Annotated in this window: 13 protein-coding genes; 4 read left to right on the top strand and 9 right to left on the bottom strand. The window is 59.5% G+C overall.

Annotation, left to right across the window (positions count from 1 at the left end):
• Nucleotide 1 precedes the first annotated feature (1 nt).
• The 9 genes from rsmG to rpmH all read right to left on the bottom strand — a co-directional run bounded on the left by rsmG (nucleotide 2) and on the right by rpmH (nucleotide 11,568).
• Nucleotides 2–646, bottom strand: coding sequence for a 16S rRNA (guanine(527)-N(7))-methyltransferase RsmG (rsmG, locus tag FB481_RS09755; RefSeq protein ID WP_147176206.1), 645 nt, complete (start codon nucleotides 644–646; stop codon nucleotides 2–4).
• Nucleotides 646–2,538 carry a tRNA uridine-5-carboxymethylaminomethyl(34) synthesis enzyme MnmG gene (mnmG, locus tag FB481_RS09750; RefSeq protein ID WP_147176205.1) on the bottom strand — a complete coding sequence of 631 codons (1,893 nt, stop codon included), beginning with the start codon at nucleotides 2,536–2,538 and terminating at the stop codon, nucleotides 646–648. The genes rsmG and mnmG overlap by 1 nt, the downstream gene beginning before the upstream one ends.
• A gap of 539 nt (nucleotides 2,539–3,077) precedes the next feature.
• Nucleotides 3,078–3,533: a DUF4019 domain-containing protein gene (locus FB481_RS09745; RefSeq protein ID WP_167363087.1), complete on the bottom strand. Its 456-nt coding sequence runs from the start codon at nucleotides 3,531–3,533 to the stop codon at nucleotides 3,078–3,080.
• Nucleotides 3,534–3,535: 2 nt separating this feature from the next.
• Nucleotides 3,536–7,459 carry an RHS repeat-associated core domain-containing protein gene (locus tag FB481_RS09740; RefSeq protein WP_147176204.1) on the bottom strand — a complete coding sequence of 1,308 codons (3,924 nt, stop codon included), beginning with the start codon at nucleotides 7,457–7,459 and terminating at the stop codon, nucleotides 3,536–3,538.
• Nucleotides 7,460–7,589: 130 nt separating this feature from the next.
• Entirely contained in the window at nucleotides 7,590–8,957 is a 1,368-nt protein-coding gene (gene mnmE, locus FB481_RS09735; protein WP_147176203.1) for a tRNA uridine-5-carboxymethylaminomethyl(34) synthesis GTPase MnmE, read from the bottom strand.
• 75 nt (nucleotides 8,958–9,032) lie between these two features.
• On the bottom strand, nucleotides 9,033–10,775 hold the full coding sequence (gene yidC / locus FB481_RS09730) for a membrane protein insertase YidC (protein ID WP_093501085.1): 1,743 nt from the start codon (nucleotides 10,773–10,775) through the stop codon (nucleotides 9,033–9,035).
• 2 nt (nucleotides 10,776–10,777) lie between these two features.
• Nucleotides 10,778–11,023, bottom strand: coding sequence for a membrane protein insertion efficiency factor YidD (gene yidD / locus FB481_RS09725; RefSeq protein WP_147176202.1), 246 nt, complete (start codon nucleotides 11,021–11,023; stop codon nucleotides 10,778–10,780).
• Complete coding sequence (gene rnpA / locus FB481_RS09720; protein WP_178109860.1) at nucleotides 11,016–11,417, bottom strand: ribonuclease P protein component; 402 nt, start codon at nucleotides 11,415–11,417, stop codon at nucleotides 11,016–11,018. Before rnpA ends, yidD begins: the two co-directional genes overlap by 8 nt.
• Nucleotides 11,418–11,433: 16 nt before the next feature.
• Nucleotides 11,434–11,568: a 50S ribosomal protein L34 gene (gene rpmH / locus FB481_RS09715; protein WP_013793569.1), complete on the bottom strand. Its 135-nt coding sequence runs from the start codon at nucleotides 11,566–11,568 to the stop codon at nucleotides 11,434–11,436.
• A 522-nt stretch (nucleotides 11,569–12,090) separates the two neighbouring features.
• Here rpmH and dnaA point away from each other — a divergent pair.
• The 4 genes from dnaA to gyrB all read left to right on the top strand — a co-directional run bounded on the left by dnaA (nucleotide 12,091) and on the right by gyrB (nucleotide 18,393).
• Complete coding sequence (gene dnaA, locus FB481_RS09710) at nucleotides 12,091–13,593, top strand: chromosomal replication initiator protein DnaA (RefSeq protein ID WP_093501250.1); 1,503 nt, start codon at nucleotides 12,091–12,093, stop codon at nucleotides 13,591–13,593.
• Between the two features lie 35 nt (nucleotides 13,594–13,628).
• The gene (dnaN, locus tag FB481_RS09705) at nucleotides 13,629–14,732 is read left to right on the top strand and encodes a DNA polymerase III subunit beta (RefSeq protein ID WP_093501079.1); all 1,104 of its coding nucleotides are present in this window, start codon (nucleotides 13,629–13,631) and stop codon (nucleotides 14,730–14,732) included.
• Nucleotides 14,733–14,868: 136 nt separating this feature from the next.
• Nucleotides 14,869–15,972: a DNA replication/repair protein RecF gene (gene recF / locus FB481_RS09700; protein WP_093501077.1), complete on the top strand. Its 1,104-nt coding sequence runs from the start codon at nucleotides 14,869–14,871 to the stop codon at nucleotides 15,970–15,972.
• Nucleotides 15,973–15,975: 3 nt separating this feature from the next.
• The gene (gyrB, locus tag FB481_RS09695; RefSeq protein ID WP_147176201.1) at nucleotides 15,976–18,393 is read left to right on the top strand and encodes a DNA topoisomerase (ATP-hydrolyzing) subunit B; all 2,418 of its coding nucleotides are present in this window, start codon (nucleotides 15,976–15,978) and stop codon (nucleotides 18,391–18,393) included.
• Nucleotides 18,394–18,416 lie beyond the last annotated feature (23 nt).

Genomic DNA, 18,416 nt, shown 5'->3' with positions numbered 1-18,416 from the left:
CCTAAACCGAGCGACGCAGTATCAACAGATGGCGCTGACCTTGGCAACCGGGAACCTTGAGCACATGGGTGGCGGTGAGACTGAAGTCCGCCGGCAGCGCCTGCAGCTCGTCATCCGGATGCACGCCTTTCATCGCCAGCCACTGGGTATGGTCATCACCGAGGTGACGCGTCCAGTTGGAGAAGTCCTGCAGCGAACTGAACGCCCGCGAGCAGATGCCGTTGAACGGCTGCTCGGGCGTAAAGGCTTCCACCCGACTGTGGATAACTTCCAGGTTGGCGAGCTTGAGCTCCAGCTTCACCTGGGTGAGGAAGCGCGTCTTCTTGCCATTGGAATCGAGCAGCGTGAAGCGCCGCTCTGGAAACAGGATGGCCAGCGGAATACCCGGCATACCGCCGCCGCTGCCGACATCCAGCCAGTTATCCCCAGCCTCGGCCACGAAGGGCACCACGCTGAGGCTGTCGAGCAGGTGGCGCGAAACCATCTCGTCCGGATCGCGCACGGCGGTCAGGTTGTAGGCCTTGTTCCACTTGATCAGCAGCGCCAGGTAACCCAGCAGCTGCGCCTGCTGCCGCTCGGTCAGATCGACGCCCAGTTCGCGGGCGCCTTGTTGCAGTTCTTCGGCGTGGCGAGCGGTAACGGACATCAGGCGCTCTGCTCCAACTGGCGGCCCGCGCCGCGTTTTTTCAGATGGATCAGCAGCAGGGAGATGGCTGCCGGGGTGACACCCGGAATCCGCGAGGCCTGACCGAGGGTCTGCGGCCGAGCGTTGCCGAGTTTGTGCTGGATCTCCTTGGACAGCCCGGAAATGGTCGCGTAGTCGATATCCACAGGCAGCTCGGTTTCCTCACTGGCGCGCAGGCGGGCGATCTCGTCCTGCTGACGCTCGATGTAGCCGGCGTACTTGGTCTTGATCTCGACCTGCTCGGCAACCTGCGGATCCTCGGCGCCTTCACCAGTCACCTCGACCAGGCCGGCGTAATCGATTTCCGGGCGCGACAGCAGGTTGAGCAGGTTGTACTCGTGGGTCAGCGGCGTGCCGAAGCGCTCGACGATGGCCTCGCCCTGGGGCGTGTTCGGGCGCACCCAGGTACTTTTCAGGCGCTGCTCTTCCCGGGCGATGCCTTCGCGCTTGGCTTCGAACGCCGCCCAGCGCTGATCGTCGACCAGGCCCAGCTCGCGGCCTTTCTCGGTCAGGCGCAGATCGGCGTTGTCTTCGCGCAGGATCAACCGGTATTCGGCCCGCGAAGTGAACATGCGGTACGGCTCCTGGGTACCCAGGGTGATCAGGTCGTCGACCAGCACACCGATGTAGGCTTCGTCACGGCGTGGGCACCAAGCCTCTTTGCCCTTGGCGCGCAGCGCGGCGTTGGCACCGGCGAGCAGGCCTTGGGCACCGGCTTCTTCGTAACCGGTGGTGCCGTTGATCTGGCCAGCGAAGAACAGACCACCGATGACCTTGGTCTCTAGGCTGTACTTGAGGTCGCGCGGGTCGAAGTAGTCGTATTCGATGGCGTAGCCCGGGCGCACGACATGGGCGTTTTCCATGCCGCGAATGCTCTGCACGATCTGCAGCTGCACATCGAACGGCAGGGACGTGGAAATCCCGTTGGGGTACAGCTCATGGGTGGTCAGGCCTTCCGGCTCGATGAACACCTGGTGGCTGTCCTTCTCGGCGAAGCGATGGATCTTGTCCTCGATCGACGGGCAATACCGAGGGCCCACACCTTCGATCACCCCGGAGTACATCGGTGAGCGGTCGAGGTTCGCAGCGATGATCTCGTGGGTGCGCGCATTGGTGTGGGTGATCCAGCAACTCACCTGGCGTGGGTGCTGCTCCTTGTTACCCATGAACGACATCACCGGAATCGGTGTATCGCCTGGCTGTTCGGTCATCTGGGTGAAGTCCACCGAACGACCGTCGATACGTGGCGGCGTGCCGGTCTTCAGGCGACCGACGCGCAGCGGCAATTCACGCAGGCGCTTGGCCAGGGCGATCGAGGGTGGATCCCCTGCACGGCCGCCGGAATAGTTCTGCAGACCGATGTGGATAAGTCCGCCGAGAAAGGTGCCGGTGGTCAGCACTACGGAGTCGGCGAAGAAACGCAGCCCCATCTGGGTGACCACGCCTTTGACTTCATCCTGCTCGACGATCAGGTCATCGGCGGCTTGCTGGAATATCCACAGGTTGGGCTGGTTTTCCAGAATTTCGCGTACTGCCGCCTTGTAGAGAATGCGGTCAGCCTGGGCGCGAGTCGCACGCACTGCCGGACCCTTGCGGCTATTGAGTACGCGGAACTGGATGCCACCCAGATCGGTAGCGGTCGCCATGGCGCCGCCGAGGGCGTCGATTTCCTTGACCAGGTGGCTCTTGCCGATCCCGCCAATGGCGGGGTTGCAGCTCATCTGCCCGAGAGTTTCCACGTTATGGGTCAGCAGCAGGGTTTTAACGCCCATGCGCGCCGCTGCAAGCGCAGCCTCGGTACCGGCATGACCGCCGCCGATGACGATCACTTGAAAACGGGAAGGGAAATCCACCACGCACCTCGTGCCTGTTGAGAAAGGGAGCTTTTAGGAAAGGGCGGCAAGTATAGGGATTTAGCAGGGCTGAAAGAAGCCTTTTGCACAAAAAATAGCCAACTGATCCTGTTCCAAGGGTGAGCGTTTGCCAGTAGGTGGTCTCTCACCGAGACGCTGTGCAGAACTCAGAGGTAAATAAAGAAAAAAGAATGATTTTTTTAAAAGGCTTGTTTTTATGTTTATAAATGGTGCTCAGGATATCTGTGGATAGATTGCTACAGGCCTTTATTTATCTAATGTACAGCGATGTATGAAAGCGGGATTATCCTGCGCGGCTCATGTGCGGCAGCGGTGATCACCCTGTGTGTAAAAGCTATGGTTATTCACAGCCCGGTTTATCCATGGCTTAGTCACCGGGTTATCGGCAAGGCTCAGGCGAGCTTTTCCACAGGGCTTATCTTCCCTGTGAATGCTTTTCAAGATGGATAAATTTGCTGAAAGATTCGCACGAACCCCTTCGTACTGCGCGGCCAAGGGGTGTGGATAAAGGCAGGGGATTACTGGGAGGCGCGGGCGCCTTGCTCGATCATCTTCTTCACGAGCGTGTCGGAGTTGACGTCATAGCGAAACAGCAGGGGCTTGCCGTTCGCATTTTCCAGGTAGAAGGACTCGGTGCCCTCACCCTTGGCAAAGCGGGTGTTGTACAGCAACAGGGTAAGCGCCTGCCCCGTATCGGCCTTCACGGAAGCCTGGCTTACCAGCCGGGTTTCCTGCACAGCTCCCAAGCCACGATTGACCACCGTTAGCAGGTCGACGAACTCCTGCTCACTACCATTTGCCTTGAGTCCTGATGATGCAGCCTGATAAATGGCGGCGTACTTGCCTTGCTTGACCTCGCTATGAAATTGATCGACGAACTGTGAACCCTTTTCCAGGAACTCTTTGTCATCATTCGAGCAGGCCAATATCAGACTGCAGCTTAAGGTGATTGCTAGTATTTTTATCCAATTCACGCTCAATCTCTCAAGCAAATCTGTTTTTGCTCACACATCATTCCACCTGCCGCTCCCACACCTGGACCTACACCCCAGCCACCGCTGACTGAGTAACTTTCAGGATTTGCGAGGTCCTGTTGAACGCTGCCACTGAAATTGCCCAAAGGGCCACCGGAGGCAAAGAATCCCTTGGTTCTAGAGACACCACTGGTAGGAGCTGTATTGCTATAGCTTCCAGTGATACCTGGCCCCAAGGCTGCACCTAAACCCAGCGTTTCACATGTTGATTGGTAGTAACAGATGTTCCAAGACTCTCCCTTTTTCTTCCCTAAGGCAACGCCAGCCGCACTGGACGTACCTTCCGTTCCGATATGAGATGAATAGCCCAAATCGGCAGAAAAAGTGCCTTCAAAACCGCGAGTCGGATATAGCGCATCCGTGACCTCCTTTGCCGATGCACCATTCGACAACATGTGTGATGCCAGCGAAGACTGGGATACGACGGCCGGATCATTCACATAGGGAAAATTGTTGAATGAATCAAATAGCCCAAGCGGATCGATACCTAGCGTAGGCAACTCTGTGTAGCGATAGGTATTCATCCCGGCCAGGAGTCCCAGAGGATCCTGAGTCAGATAGCGTCCGGCTTGCGGGTCGTAGTAGCGAAAGCGGTTGTAATGCAATCCGCTCTCCGTATCCAGATACTGGCCCTGGAATCGTATCGGTTGATCCGTGCTGCCCTGCTCGTCGCCGATGGCAGTCCAATCACTCGACTCCCCGCTCCAAAGCAGGTTGCCGTGGGTATCGCTGAGGCGCAGGGGCGTCCCCAGATGATCGGTGTGGAAGAAAGCCAGGCGCAAATTCTCGGTCTGCGGCCGCATGGCATCTGGTAAAGCCTGTCCCTCGCTGCCCAGTTGGCGGCGGATTTCCAGAACTTCAGCGCTCTCCTGCTGGCGTGCCTGCTCCATGCGCAGCAGTGGGGTAAAGCCGATCGGCTCATGCACGGTGGTGCGTAATCGGTTGGCCTGCGCCTCGGCACACTGGCGGTGGTTGTCCCAACCATAATAGGTACGGTGCCATTGGCCATCGCGCAAAACATCCTTGGCAATACGCCGTGACAAGCCGTCGTAGTGGTAGCGAACATCCCATGCCTGGCCGTCTGCGCCGGTTCGTTGCAGGTGCACAAGACGGTTCGCACCGTCATAGCCCATGGTCATCAGGGTGCCGTCGGGATCGATACGCTCGATCAGATTACCAACCCTGTCATAGCGAAACTGGTGACCGTTGAGACGAGCGATGCGATTGTCCAGGCAACTCTGGGAGGAGTTATCCACACGGTTGCCAGCCGGGTCGAAATCGTAGCGCCTCGCTAAATGGCCGTCATGCTGGCTCTCGATCAACCGACCGCCCAGGTCATACCGATACTTGATGGAAGCAGCGCCACTGCTGTGGATAGAAACAAGGTTATGCACCTCGTCATACCCATAGTGCCTATGCCAGCAAACGCCGCCTGACGTTTGCAGATTGCATTCGATCAGCCGGTCGGCCAAGTCGTATTGACGCGCTTCACTGAATAGCACTCTGCCATCTGCACGTCGGCGGGCATCGCGATGTATTTCGCGGTGACTGGCGTCTCGTTCGAAGGCCAGCTCAATTGCATCGACCATCACGCCGTGCAGATGACCCGCCCCATAAAGCAGCCAGTTGACGCGAGGAGCATCTCCATAGCGGCTACTTTCCCTGTTACCCAGTGGATCAAGCTGATGTTCTACGCTATATGCCCACTGCTCACCGAGTATTTGTAGCTCGTGGATGATTCGACCAGCGGCGTCATAAGTGAACCGCACCTCGCTGTCCTGGCACTTCACGCCCAGCAATCGGCCGCCCCGGCTCCATGCATAGGTTTCACTGAATGCTTCCGTATGCTCGGTAGCCGGCAGGTGGCGATGCAGCAGCCTGCCTTGGATATCGTATTCAAACCGAATCAGGCGACCCTCATCGTCACGCTCCTCCAATAGTTGGCTGCCTGCATCGTAGCGAAACTGCCTGACACGCCCGTCTAGATCCTGTTGTTGAATCAAGCGGTTTACTTCGTCATAGGCGAAGCGGATTTGTGCGCCGTTCTCGTTATGCAAGGCGATCAGGCGACCTGCCAGGTCATAGGCGTATTGCTGAATACCGCCGTTAGGGTTGGTGACGCTGGTAAGTCTGCTGAACCGATCCCACGTCAGGTTGACCTGCTGATTCGCGGCATTGACCTGACGTACGCGGCCAAGGTGATCGTGGAGGTAGTCGATTTGCGTGCCATCTGCCGATACACGGCGGGTTATCCGACCCACGTTATCGCGCAGATAGCGGGTAGTCTGACCGAGCGGGCCGGTTCTCGCGATCAGCCAGCCATTGCTGTCGTATTCGCAAGTGGTGGTATGCCCCGAGCAATCGGTGTAGCTCTCCAGGGCACCGAAGCGATTCCAGGCCAGTTGTCGCGTTCCTCCTTTGGCATCGGTTATCCGCGTAGGGCGATCAGGTAGGCGCGAATCCTGATATGTCTGCTGCGTTTGCGCGCCCAGCGGGTCGATCAGGCTGATCGTATTGCCACGTTCATCACGTAACATCTGCCATTCATGGCCGTCAGGGTTCCGCATACCGGTGACGAAGCCGTTGTCGTCGTCGAGAAAGTAGCGGGTTCCGGTTTTGCCCGGCTCTTCCAGCTCGGCACGCATACCTTCGCCATTGAAGCGCGCCTGTAGCACGCGTTGCAGCGGATCCTTGATGGTGGCCAGGCGGCCGTAGGCGTCGTAGGTGAATTCGATCCGGCTGCCATCAGCGCGCTCGTGGGCAATCCACTGCCGCTCGGCACCTTCACCTTCGAACAGGTACCGCTCGCGGCGACCGAGGTTATCGACCACGTCGGTATGGCTTGATTCGTAGCGGTAGTCGCGGGTAAGCCCATCGAGTTCGGTCTGCCGGATGACCTTACCGGTGGGGTCATAGGTGCTCCACTCGTAGCGAACCTCGAGCCCCTCGGGCTGCGCGTGAGCCACCAGCATATGGTTCTGCCATTCGAAGCGGCGCGTCACCTGCCCCATACGGTTGCGCACTTCGACGAGATCGCCACTGTCGTTGAAGCCGTAGGTCACCAGCCAGTCGAGACCCGGTTGTGTCGGGTCGAGGCCTGCTGGTAGCGGGCCGTCCGGGTTGCCGAGAATGATCCCGTACAGGCGCAATCCCGAGTCGCCAGGCATCGGCTCGCCAACCTGTTGATAGATGAAGGCATAGCTGCGACCCGCACTGTCCCTTACGCAGGATAGGCTGCCCGAGGCGTTCCAGCTGAATTCGGTGCGATAGCCATTGCGATCGAAGCTGGCATGCAGCAGCCAGTGGCCTTCACCGTTGCGCAGAAAATGCAGGAACATCCGCTCGCGAAGGACCACGACCGAGCCCTCGTGCTGCTGCACGGACAGCGGCACGCCGATCCACTTGCTGCCCAAGGCCTCGAACGGCTGATCCGCGTCGTGGCCACCGCGTCGAATCCACAGCAGCTCGCTACCGGAATAGAAGGCAGCGCCTGGCGCCAATGCCGGGAAACCGATACGCCGGCCCTGGGAATCGATCAGGACAGTGTGCTCGTCGCTGACTTCCAGCCCCAGACCTTCAGCGGGCAATGCCCAGCCCTGGCCCAGGCTGCCGATGCGCTCATTACTGGAGACGTACATCCGCATAAAGGCGAAAGGGATGGGCGCCGGTAGCGAGAAATCCACTTCCCCCGGAAGGATCTTCACGCCGAGCATCGGGTTGACCGGCTGCCCGGTTACGGGTCCACACGCCGATGGACGGTCCGCCTTGCCGACGGCAGTGCTGCCCACGAAGACGTTGGGCGAGCCAGAAACAATCACGGAACCGGCCACCTTGTGACCGATATGAGAAACCGGGAGGCCACTCATGCGGTAGTCCTTTACTGAGGCTATCTGAAGGCGACGATTGTAGCTGCCGCACGTTCAGACTATCCCGGTCAGGCAGCGTTCCCGTTACCGCGAGGTTTTGCCGACTTATCCACAGCGCGCTTTACAGCAGTTACTTACCGATGCAGAAGCTGGAGAAGATCCGTCCTAGCAGGTCATCGGAGCTGAAGGCACCAGTGATTTCGCCCAGAGCCTGTTGAGCCTGGCGCAGGTCTTCGGCAAGCAGTTCGCCGGCGCCGGCTAGAGTGAGTTGGGCGTGGCCATGATCCAGGTGGCGTTGCGCCTGATGCAGGGCATCCAGGTGGCGACGGCGGGCGCTGAAACCGCTTTCCGCGGTCTGCTGGAACCCCATGCAGGCCTTCAGGTGTTCGCGCAGCAGTTCCAGGCCTTCGCTGGATTTGGCCGAGAGCGCCAGGCTGGCCTGGCCATCCTCGGCGTTGTGCAGAGCCACCGGCTCGCCGGACAGGTCCGCCTTGTTGCGAATCAGCGTGACGCGTGCCATGTCCGGCCGCTGCTGCAGGAACTCGGGCCACAGGGCGAAGGGATCAGCCGCTTCCGGCGCCGTCGAGTCGACGACCAGCAGCACACGATCTGCCTCACCGATGGCCTTGAGCGCCCGCTCGACACCGATGCGCTCGACCTGATCTTCGGTATCGCGCAGACCGGCGGTATCGACCACATGCAGCGGCATTCCGTCGATGTGGATATGTTCACGCAGCACATCACGGGTGGTACCGGCGATATCGGTGACGATAGCGGCCTCACGCCCGGCCAGGGCATTGAGCAGGCTGGACTTGCCGGCATTCGGCCGGCCGGCGATGACCACCGTCATGCCGTCGCGTAGTAGGGCGCCCTGCCCGGCTTCGCGCAGCACTGTGGATAACTGTTCGCGCACGCCTTCGAGCTGACTGAGCACGTGGCCATCGGCGAGGAAGTCGATTTCCTCCTCAGGGAAGTCGATGGCCGCCTCGACATAGATGCGCAGGGCGATCAGACGCTCGGTCAGCTCATGTACGCGCCGGGAAAATTCACCCTGCAACGAGCGCACGGCATTACGCGCCGCCTCGGCCGAGCTGGCCTCGATCAGATCGGCGATAGCTTCGGCCTGGGCCAGGTCGAGCTTGTCGTTGAGGAATGCCCGTTCGCTGAATTCTCCCGGGCGTGCCTGGCGAGCGCCGAGCTCCAGGCAGCGCTGCAGGAGCATATCGAGAACCACCGGACCGCCATGGCCCTGTAGTTCGAGCACGTCTTCGCCGGTGAACGAATGGGGCCCAGGGAAGAACAGCAGCAGGCCTTCATCGATCACCTCGCCGGCATCGTCATGCCAGGCGCCATGATGAGCATGCCGCGGTTTGGGCTCGATGCCGCTCAGGGTGATGGCGATCATCCGGGCCCGCGGGCCGGAGACTCTGACGATACCCACGCCGCCACGACCCTGGGCGGTGGCGACGGCGGCGATGGTTTCACGGGGGGCGGACATAACATTCTCCAGACGCTGGATAGCAGAACGCCCCACTAGGGGGCGTCTGTCATGTAGCGGGTGAAGCGCGAGCGCTTAGGCCTCGGAAGGCTTGTTCGCGGCTTCGATCTTGCGGGTAATGTACCACTGCTGGGCGATGGACAGGACGTTGTTGACCACCCAGTACAGCACCAGACCAGCCGGGAACCACAGGAAGAAGAAGGTGAAAATGATCGGCATCATTTTCATCACGCGGGCCTGCATGGGGTCCGGGGGCGTCGGGTTCAGCTGCTGCTGGATGAACATGGTGGCGCCCATGATGATCGGCAGGATGAAGAACGGATCCTTGATCGACAGGTCGGTGATCCACAGGATCCACGGTGCCTGACGCATCTCGACGGATTCCAGCAGGGTCCAGTACAGGGCCAGGAACACCGGCATCTGTACCAGGATCGGCAGGCAGCCGCCCAGCGGGTTGATCTTCTCTTTCTTGTACAGCTCCATCATCGCCTGGGACATCTTCTGGCGATCATCACCGAACTGTTCCTTCAATGCCTGCAGGCGTGGCGATACGGCACGCATGCGCGCCATGGAGCGATAGCTGGCAGCCGACAACGGGAAGAACGCGAGCTTGATGATCAGCGTCAGCACGATGATCGAGAAGCCCCAGTTACCCAGCAGGTTGTGGATATGTTCCAGCAGCCAGAAGATCGGCTCGGCGAGGAACCACAGGATGCCGTAGTCGACGGTCTTGTCCAGGCCAGGCGACAGCGCGGCCAGATCCTTCTGGATCTTCGGACCGGCGTACAGCGTGGTGCTGGCCTGGCCTTCGGCACCAGCCGGCACGGTCAGCGCTGGGCCGGTGTAGCCGATGATGTAGTTGCCCTGGCTGTCCTTACGGGTTTGTACCAGGTTGGTGTCGTCCTTGGCCGGAATCCACGCAGTCACGAAGTAGTGCTGCAGCCAGGCAACCCAGCCACCCTGCACGGTTTCCTTGAGGTTCTGCTTGTCGATGTCCTTCATGGACACCTTGGTGTATGGCTTCTCAGGCGTCCACAGCGCGGCACCCAGGTAGGTGGCGGTGCCGGTGGCGGTGCTGGAGGATGGGTCACCGCTGTTATCACGCTTGAGCTGGGCGAACAGGTTACCGGTCCAGGCATTGGCGCTCTGGTTGTTAATCAGGTAGGTAACACCGATCTCGTAACCATTGCCGGTGATGCAACCGGTTTTCTTCTGCTCAACTTCCTTGGCCGAGCAGCTGGTGTCCAGGCCGCGGTGGAAGGTGAAACGCTTGGTGTAGTTGACGCCAGCATCGCTGAAGGTCAGGTCGACCACCAGTTGCTCCTGGCCGTCAGCCAGTTGGTAGACGCGCTGGTCGCTGTTGTACAGCGGGCGGCCACCGGCACGGGCGTCCGGGCCGTTGGCACCGGTCAGGCCGCTCTGTGCGAGGTACAGGTGCTCGTTGCCGTTGTCGAACAGCTGGAAGGGCACGTCCGGACGGTCCTGGCGGCGCGGGTAGTGCGGCAGGCTCAGGCGAACCACATCACCACCACGCGGATCGATGGCCAGATCCAGTACGTCGGTCTTGACCTGAATCAGCTCGTCGCTGACCGCAACGGTTTCCACCGGGCTTGGCTCGGTGTTGCCAGCATTGGCGGTCGGCACGTCGTCATTGCTGGCCGCCGTCGAAGCGGTTTCCGGCAGACTCGGTGCGGGTTTGCTGGTCGAAGCGGTCTGATTCGGCAGAGCGGCCTGGCCGTAGTCCTGGTTCCATTGAAGAACCATCATGTAGGACACGACTGCCAGGGCGACGATCAGGATCGAACGTTTGATATCCATGATTATTCGGCCATCGAAGAGGAACGGGAGTTTTTCGCGAGGGGCACCGGATCGTAGCCTCCGGGATGCCAGGGGTGGCAGTGTCCCAGACGACGAACGGTCAGCCAGCCACCACGCAGGACGCCATGGGTTTCGATGGCTTCAAGCGCGTAGCAGGAACAAGTGGGGTAGAAACGACAATGACTGGCCATCATCGGACTGATGGCGTACTGGTAAAACCGGATTGGAGCTTGAACCAGTTTACGCATGGGGATTGTCGTTCACCCCGGTCTGGGCATTGGCCTGTTGGGCAGGTTTGCTGCGAGCCAGGCGCTTCCACAATTTGCTGAACTGTTGAGCCAGCTCGGCGTTCTGCAGATCACCCAGGCCTTTACGCGCAACGACCACGATGTCCCAGCCCACCAGATTGTCCTGGTTGAGGCGGAACGATTCGCGGATCTGGCGTTTCAGGCGGTTGCGCTCAACGGAGAGCTTGACGCTCTTCTTGCCGATCACCAGCCCAAGGCGTGGATGATCGAGCTCATTGTTGCGCGCCAGCAGCAGGACACTCTTGCCCGGCGCTTTGCCGCTTGGAGAGTCGAAGACTGCCTTGAATTGCCGGGGAGTGAGCAGGCGCTTCTCCCGGCCGAAGCCTCGACTCACCACAAGACTGGAAAAATCAGACAGTCAGGCGAGCACGGCCCTTGGCGCGACGACGCGACAGGACGGCACGGCCGTTCTTGGTAGCCATGCGAGCACGGAAGCCGTGGGTACGAGCGCGTTTGATGGTGCTGGGTTGGAAAGTGCGTTTCATGATGCGGTTACCTGGTTATCGACAACGGACCGGAATGGTCCCCGTTTTAAGAGACCGGCGATTCTAGAGAAAGCCGCAGGCCAGGTCAATTTCCAACCAGTTGTTTTGCAGATAGAGAAATATAAAGGAAAGAATCTTTTTAGAAAGGCTTGTTTTAGTGTTTATAGCTTAGCTCGACCCCTTCTGTGGATAAGTTCATACAGGCCAGAACATTTAAGGGTTGCGGCGATTCAAAAGTCTGTCAGAAAACCGTGCTGCGCATGTTCGCGTTCTGGGTATCGCCTGGGGACGAAATGCGTTTTTACCCACAGGTCGAATATCCAGAGAGTTTTCCACCCGCTTTTAAACGGTGCTTATGCCGCTTTATCCACAGAGTACAATCAGGTCTTTTCCGACATGTGGCAAATTGCCTAACACCTTGATTTAGCGTGTACTGATTGGCTTTCCTATGTGGATAACTCCACCTCTTGAAGCTACAATAAGCGCTGTTTTTGCCTCAGCGCTTTCAATCAGGGGATGTCCGTGTCCGTGGAACTTTGGCAGCAGTGCGTGGAACTCCTGCGCGATGAACTGCCTGCCCAGCAATTCAACACCTGGATCCGTCCACTACAAGTAGAAGCCGAAGGCGATGAGTTGCGTGTCTACGCACCGAATCGTTTCGTTCTCGACTGGGTCAACGAAAAGTACATGGGCCGCATGCTCGAGTTGCTCGGTGAGCGAGCGACTGGTCTGGTGCCGGCTATTTCGCTATTGATCGGCAGCCGTCGCAGTTCGGCGCCGCGGGCGGTACTGACACCTTCGCCGTCTGCTTCCAGCTACAACAGTCCGGCGCCCTCCGCACCTGCACCCGCAGCCCCGGTACCTCAGGTCAGCGCACCGCCGCCCAAGCCGCCGGCGCAGACCGAGCCTTCGCGGGCCAGCTTCGACTCCATGGCCGGTGCAACGCCCAGCGTTGCACCGACGCGTACCGAGCGTAACGTGCAGGTAGAAGGTGGCCTCAAGCACACCAGCTACCTGAACCGCACCTTCACCTTCGATAATTTTGTCGAGGGCAAGTCGAACCAGTTGGCCCGCGCCGCTGCCTGGCAGGTGGCGGACAATCCCAAGCACGGTTACAACCCGCTGTTCCTTTATGGCGGCGTCGGCCTGGGTAAAACGCACTTGATGCACGCGGTGGGTAACCACCTGTTGGCCAAGAACCCGAACGCCAAGGTCGTGTACCTGCACTCCGAGCGATTCGTGGCTGACATGGTCAAGGCGTTGCAACTCAATGCCATCAACGAATTCAAGCGCTTCTACCGCTCGGTGGATGCGCTGCTGATCGATGACATTCAGTTCTTCGCCAAGAAGGAGCGCTCTCAGGAAGAGTTTTTCCACACCTTCAACGCACTGCTCGAGGGCGGCCAGCAGGTGATTCTCACCAGCGACCGCTACCCGAAGGAAATCGAAGGGCTGGAAGAGCGTCTGAAGTCGCGCTTCGGCTGGGGCCTGACCGTGGCGGTCGAACCGCCCGAGCTGGAAACCCGTGTGGCGATCCTGATGAAGAAGGCCGACCAAGCCAGGGTCGAGCTGCCCCACGATGCGGCGTTCTTCATTGCCCAGCGTATCCGCTCCAATGTGCGTGAGCTTGAAGGTGCGCTGAAACGCGTCATCGCCCACTCGCACTTCATGGGCCGCGACATCACCATCGAGCTGATCCGTGAATCGCTGAAGGACCTGTTGGCCCTGCAGGACAAGCTGGTGAGCATCGACAATATCCAGCGCACCACGGCCGAGTACTACAAGATCAAGATCACCGATCTGTTGTCCAAACGTCGTTCGCGTTCCATCGCCAGGCCGCGTCAGGTCGCCATGGCGTTGTCCAAGGAATTGACCAACCACAGCCTGCCGGAGATCGGCGTGGCGTTCGGCGGTCGTGATCACACCACTGTGTTGCACGCCTGTCGTAAGATTGCTGAACTTAGGGGATCCGACGCGGACATCCGCGAGGATTACAAGAACCTGCTGCGTACACTGACCACTTGATACGCAACTCCATGCACGAGGCAAGGGACTAGACCATGCACTTCACCATTCAACGCGAAGCCCTGTTGAAACCCCTGCAACTGGTCGCCGGCGTCGTGGAACGCCGCCAGACCTTGCCGGTTCTGTCCAACGTTCTGCTGGTCGTCGAAGGCCAGCAACTGTCGCTGACCGGTACCGACCTGGAGGTCGAGCTGGTTGGTCGCGTGGCCCTGGAAGATGCCGCCGAGCCCGGCGAGATCACCGTGCCAGCCCGCAAGCTGATGGACATCTGCAAGAGCCTGCCTGCCGATGCACTGATCGACATCCGCGTCGACGAGCAGAAGCTGCTGGTCAAGGCCGGTCGTAGCCGTTTCACCTTGTCCACGCTGCCGGCCAATGATTTCCCCACCGTCGAGGAAGGCCCGGGTTCGCTGACCTTCAACCTGGTACAGAGCAAACTGCGCCGTCTGATCGAGCGCACTAGCTTCGCCATGGCTCAGCAGGACGTGCGCTACTACCTCAACGGCATGCTGATTGAAGTGCAGACCGGCATCCTGCGCGCCGTTGCCACTGACGGTCACCGCCTGGCGATGTGCTCCATGGAAGCGACCATCCAGCAGGACGGCAAGCACCAGGTCATCGTGCCGCGCAAGGGTATTCTCGAGCTGGCTCGCCTGCTGACTGAGCAGGACGGCGAAGTGTCCATCGTCCTGGGCCAGCATCACATCCGTGCGACTACCGGTGAGTTCACCTTCACCTCCAAGCTGGTCGACGGCAAGTTCCCGGATTACGAGCGCGTTCTGCCCCGTGGTGGCGACAAGCTGGTGGTCGCCGATCGTCAGGGTCTGCGCGAAGCCTTCAGCCGTACCGCAATTCTGTCCAACGAAAAGTACCGCGGTATTCGTCTGCAACTGGCCGCTGGCCTGCTGAAAATCCAGGCCAACAACCCGGAGCAGGAAGAGGCGGAAGAAGAAATCGCCGTCGATTACAACGGCAGCTCGCTGGAAATCGGTTTCAACGTCAGCTACCTGCTGGACGTACTCGGCGTGATGACCACCGAGCAGGTGCGTCTGATTCTCTCCGATTCCAACAGCAGCGCACTGGTACAGGAAGCCGACAATGACGACTCCGCTTACGTCGTCATGCCGATGCGTTTGTAATTCCAGCTGCTGAAAGGCAGCTACCCAGCGTCAGATAATCAGCCTTGGTATGTTCGGATGCAGTTTAGATCCGTAACATCCAAGGCTGATTTCGTTTCAGGCGGCGTGATCGCTGCCCTTCTCTTTCGGCCTGTTCATGTCCCTGACCCGCATCAATTTCACCGCCGTTCGTAATCTCGAGCCGTCGACCCTGCTGCCCTCGCCGCGTATCAACATTCTTTACGGCTATAACGGCAGCGGCAAGACCAGTGTGCTCGAGGGTATTCACCTGCTCGGCCTGGCGCGTTCCTTTCGCAGTGCTCGCCTGTTGCCGGTGATTCAGTACGAGCAGCAGGTCTGTACCCTGTTTGGGCAGGTGCAGTTGAATGATGGCCGGCTTAGCAACCTCGGCGTATCACGAGATCGTCAGGGCGAATTCCAGATTCGCATTGACGGGCAGAACGCGCGCAGCGCTGCGCAGCTTGCCGAAACGTTACCTTTGCAACTGATCAATCCGGACAGTTTCCGGTTGCTGGAGGGCTCACCGAAGATCCGTCGGCAGTTCCTCGATTGGGGAGTGTTCCACGTGGAACAGCGATTTTTGCCCGCCTGGCAGCGCCTGCAGAAGGCCCTCAAGCAGCGTAATTCCTGGCTTCGCCGTGGTACACTTGACGCCGTTTCTCAAGCGGCCTGGGATCGCGAGTTGTGCCTGGCCAGCGATGAAATCGACAGTTATCGGCGATCCTACATACAGCAATTGAAGCCCGTCTTCGAGCGTACCCTCAGTGAACTGGTCGATCTGCAGGGGCTCACATTGAGCTATTACCGGGGATGGGATAAAGAGCGTCCTCTGAGTGAAGTGCTGACGTCGTCGTTATTGCGTGACCAGCAGATTGGGCACACCCAATCCGGACCGCAACGCGCCGATCTCAGGTTAAGGCTGGGTGCGCACAATGCGGCAGATATTCTCTCCCGTGGCCAGCAGAAGCTGGTGGTGTGCGCCTTGCGAATCGCTCAGGGGCATTTGGTTGATCAGGCCAAGCGCGGCCAATGTATCTATCTGGTGGATGACCTGCCGTCAGAACTGGATGAGCAGCATCGCCGCGCTTTGTGTCGTTTGTTGGAAGATTTGAACTGCCAGGTATTCATCACCTGTGTAGACCATGAATTGTTGAGCGATGGCTGGCAAACGGATACGCCGGTTTCCATGTTCCACGTGGAACATGGGCGTATCACCCAGACCCACGACCACCGGGAGTAAGGCATGAGCGAAAACCAAACGTACGACTCCAACAGTATCAAGGTACTGAAAGGCCTGGATGCCGTACGCAAGCGGCCAGGCATGTACATCGGTGACACCGACGATGGCAGCGGCCTGCACCACATGGTCTTCGAGGTGGTCGACAACTCCATCGACGAAGCCTTGGCTGGTCATTGCAGCGAGATCACCATCACCATCCATCCGGATGAGTCGATCAGTGTGCGCGACAACGGCCGTGGTATTCCGGTCGACATGCACAAGGAAGAAGGCGTTTCGGCAGCCGAGGTCATCATGACCGTGCTGCACGCCGGCGGTAAATTCGATGACAACAGCTACAAGGTATCCGGCGGCCTGCACGGCGTGGGCGTATCCGTGGTGAACGCCCTCTCCAAGGAGCTGGTGCTGACCATTCGCCGTAGCGGCAAGATCTGGGAGCAGACCTACGTCCACGGCGTGCCCCAGGCACCTCTGGCGGCGGTTGGTGATACCGATGGAACGGGTACCCAGATCCACTTCAAACCGTCCGAAGACACCTTCGCCAACATCCACTTCAGCTGGGACATCCTCGCTAAGCGCCTGCGTGAACTGTCGTTCCTGAACTCCGGTGTCGGCATCCTGCTCAAGGACGAACGCACCGCCAAGGAAGAGCTGTTCAAGTACGAGGGCGGCCTGCGGGCGTTCGTCGAGTACCTGAACGTCAACAAGACCGCGGTGAACCAGGTGTTCCACTTCAACGTCCAGCGTGACGACGGCGTGGGTGTGGAAGTCGCTCTGCAGTGGAACGACAGCTTCAACGAGAACCTGCTGTGCTTCACCAACAACATTCCGCAGCGTGACGGCGGTACGCACCTGGCTGGCTTCCGCTCGGCGCTGACCCGTAACCTGAACAACTACATCGAGCAGGAAGGCCTGGCCAAGAAGCACAAGGTCTCGACCACCGGTGACGATGCCCGTGAAGGCCTGACCGCGATCATCTCGGTGAAGGTGCCGGATCCGAAGTTCAGCTCCCAGACCAAGGACAAGCTGGTCTCCTCCGAGGTGAAAACCGCGGTGGAACAGGAGATGGGTAAATACTTCGCCGACTTCCTGCTTGAGCACCCGAACGAAGCCAAGGCCGTTGTCGGCAAGATGATCGACGCTGCCCGGGCCCGTGAAGCGGCGCGCAAGGCCCGTGAAATGACCCGTCGCAAGGGCGCGCTGGATATCGCCGGCCTGCCAGGCAAATTGGCCGACTGCCAGGAGAAGGACCCTGCCCTCTCCGAACTGTACATAGTGGAGGGTGACTCCGCGGGCGGTTCTGCCAAGCAGGGCCGTAACCGCAAGACTCAGGCGATCCTGCCGCTCAAGGGCAAGATCCTCAACGTCGAAAAGGCGCGCTTCGACAAGATGATTTCCTCCCAGGAGGTCGGTACGCTGATCACCGCGCTGGGCTGTGGCATCGGCCGCGAGGAATACAACATCGACAAGCTGCGTTACCACAACATCATCATCATGACCGATGCTGACGTCGACGGTTCGCACATCCGTACCCTGCTGCTGACTTTCTTCTTCCGTCAGCTGCCGGAGCTGGTCGAGCGTGGTTACATCTACATCGCCCAGCCGCCGCTGTACAAGGTCAAGAAGGGCAAGCAGGAGCAATACATCAAGGACGACGAGGCCATGGAGGAATACATGACCCAGTCGGCTCTGGAAGACGCCAGCCTGCATGTCAACGAAGCGGCCCCTGGCCTTTCCGGCGAATCTTTGCAGCGCCTGGTCGGCGACTACCGCACGGTGATGAAGACCCTCAAGCGTCTGTCGCGTCTGTACCCGGAAGAGATCACCGAGCACTTCGTCTACCTCGAAGGTGTGACTCAGGACATGCTCGCCAACCGCGACGTCATGGAAGCCTGGCGCCTGAAGTTCGATGCCCGCTTGAAGACCATGGATCGCTCCGGCCTGGCCTACAAGACCAGCCTGCGCGAAGACACCGAGCGCCACCTATGGCTGCCCGAGGTCGAGATGATCTCCCACGGCAACTCCAGCTACATCACCTTCAACCGTGACTTCTTCACCAGCAACGATTACAAGACCGTCACCAGCCTGGGCGACCAGCTGAACAGTCTGCTGGAAGAAGGTGCCTACGTGCAGCGTGGTGAGCGCAAGAAGCCGGTCACCACCTTCAAGGAAGCCCTGAACTGGCTGATGACCGAGAGCACCAAGCGCCACAGCATCCAGCGCTACAAAGGTCTTGGCGAGATGAACCCGGACCAGCTGTGGGAAACCACCATGGACCCGGAAGTGCGCCGCATGCTCAAGGTGCGCATCGAAGACGCCATTGCCGCGGACCAGATCTTCAACACCCTGATGGGCGACGAAGTGGAACCGCGCCGCGACTTCATCGAGACCAACGCCCTGGCGGTGTCGAACCTCGACGTCTAACCGCGCGTACCCATAAAAAACCC

It is taken from the genome of Pseudomonas sp. AG1028 (assembly GCF_007993955.1).
In the GTDB taxonomy this organism is placed as follows: domain Bacteria; phylum Pseudomonadota; class Gammaproteobacteria; order Pseudomonadales; family Pseudomonadaceae; genus Aquipseudomonas; species Aquipseudomonas straminea.
Note: the sequence above shows the minus strand (reverse complement) of the source record. Positions and strands in the feature narration are given on the sequence as shown.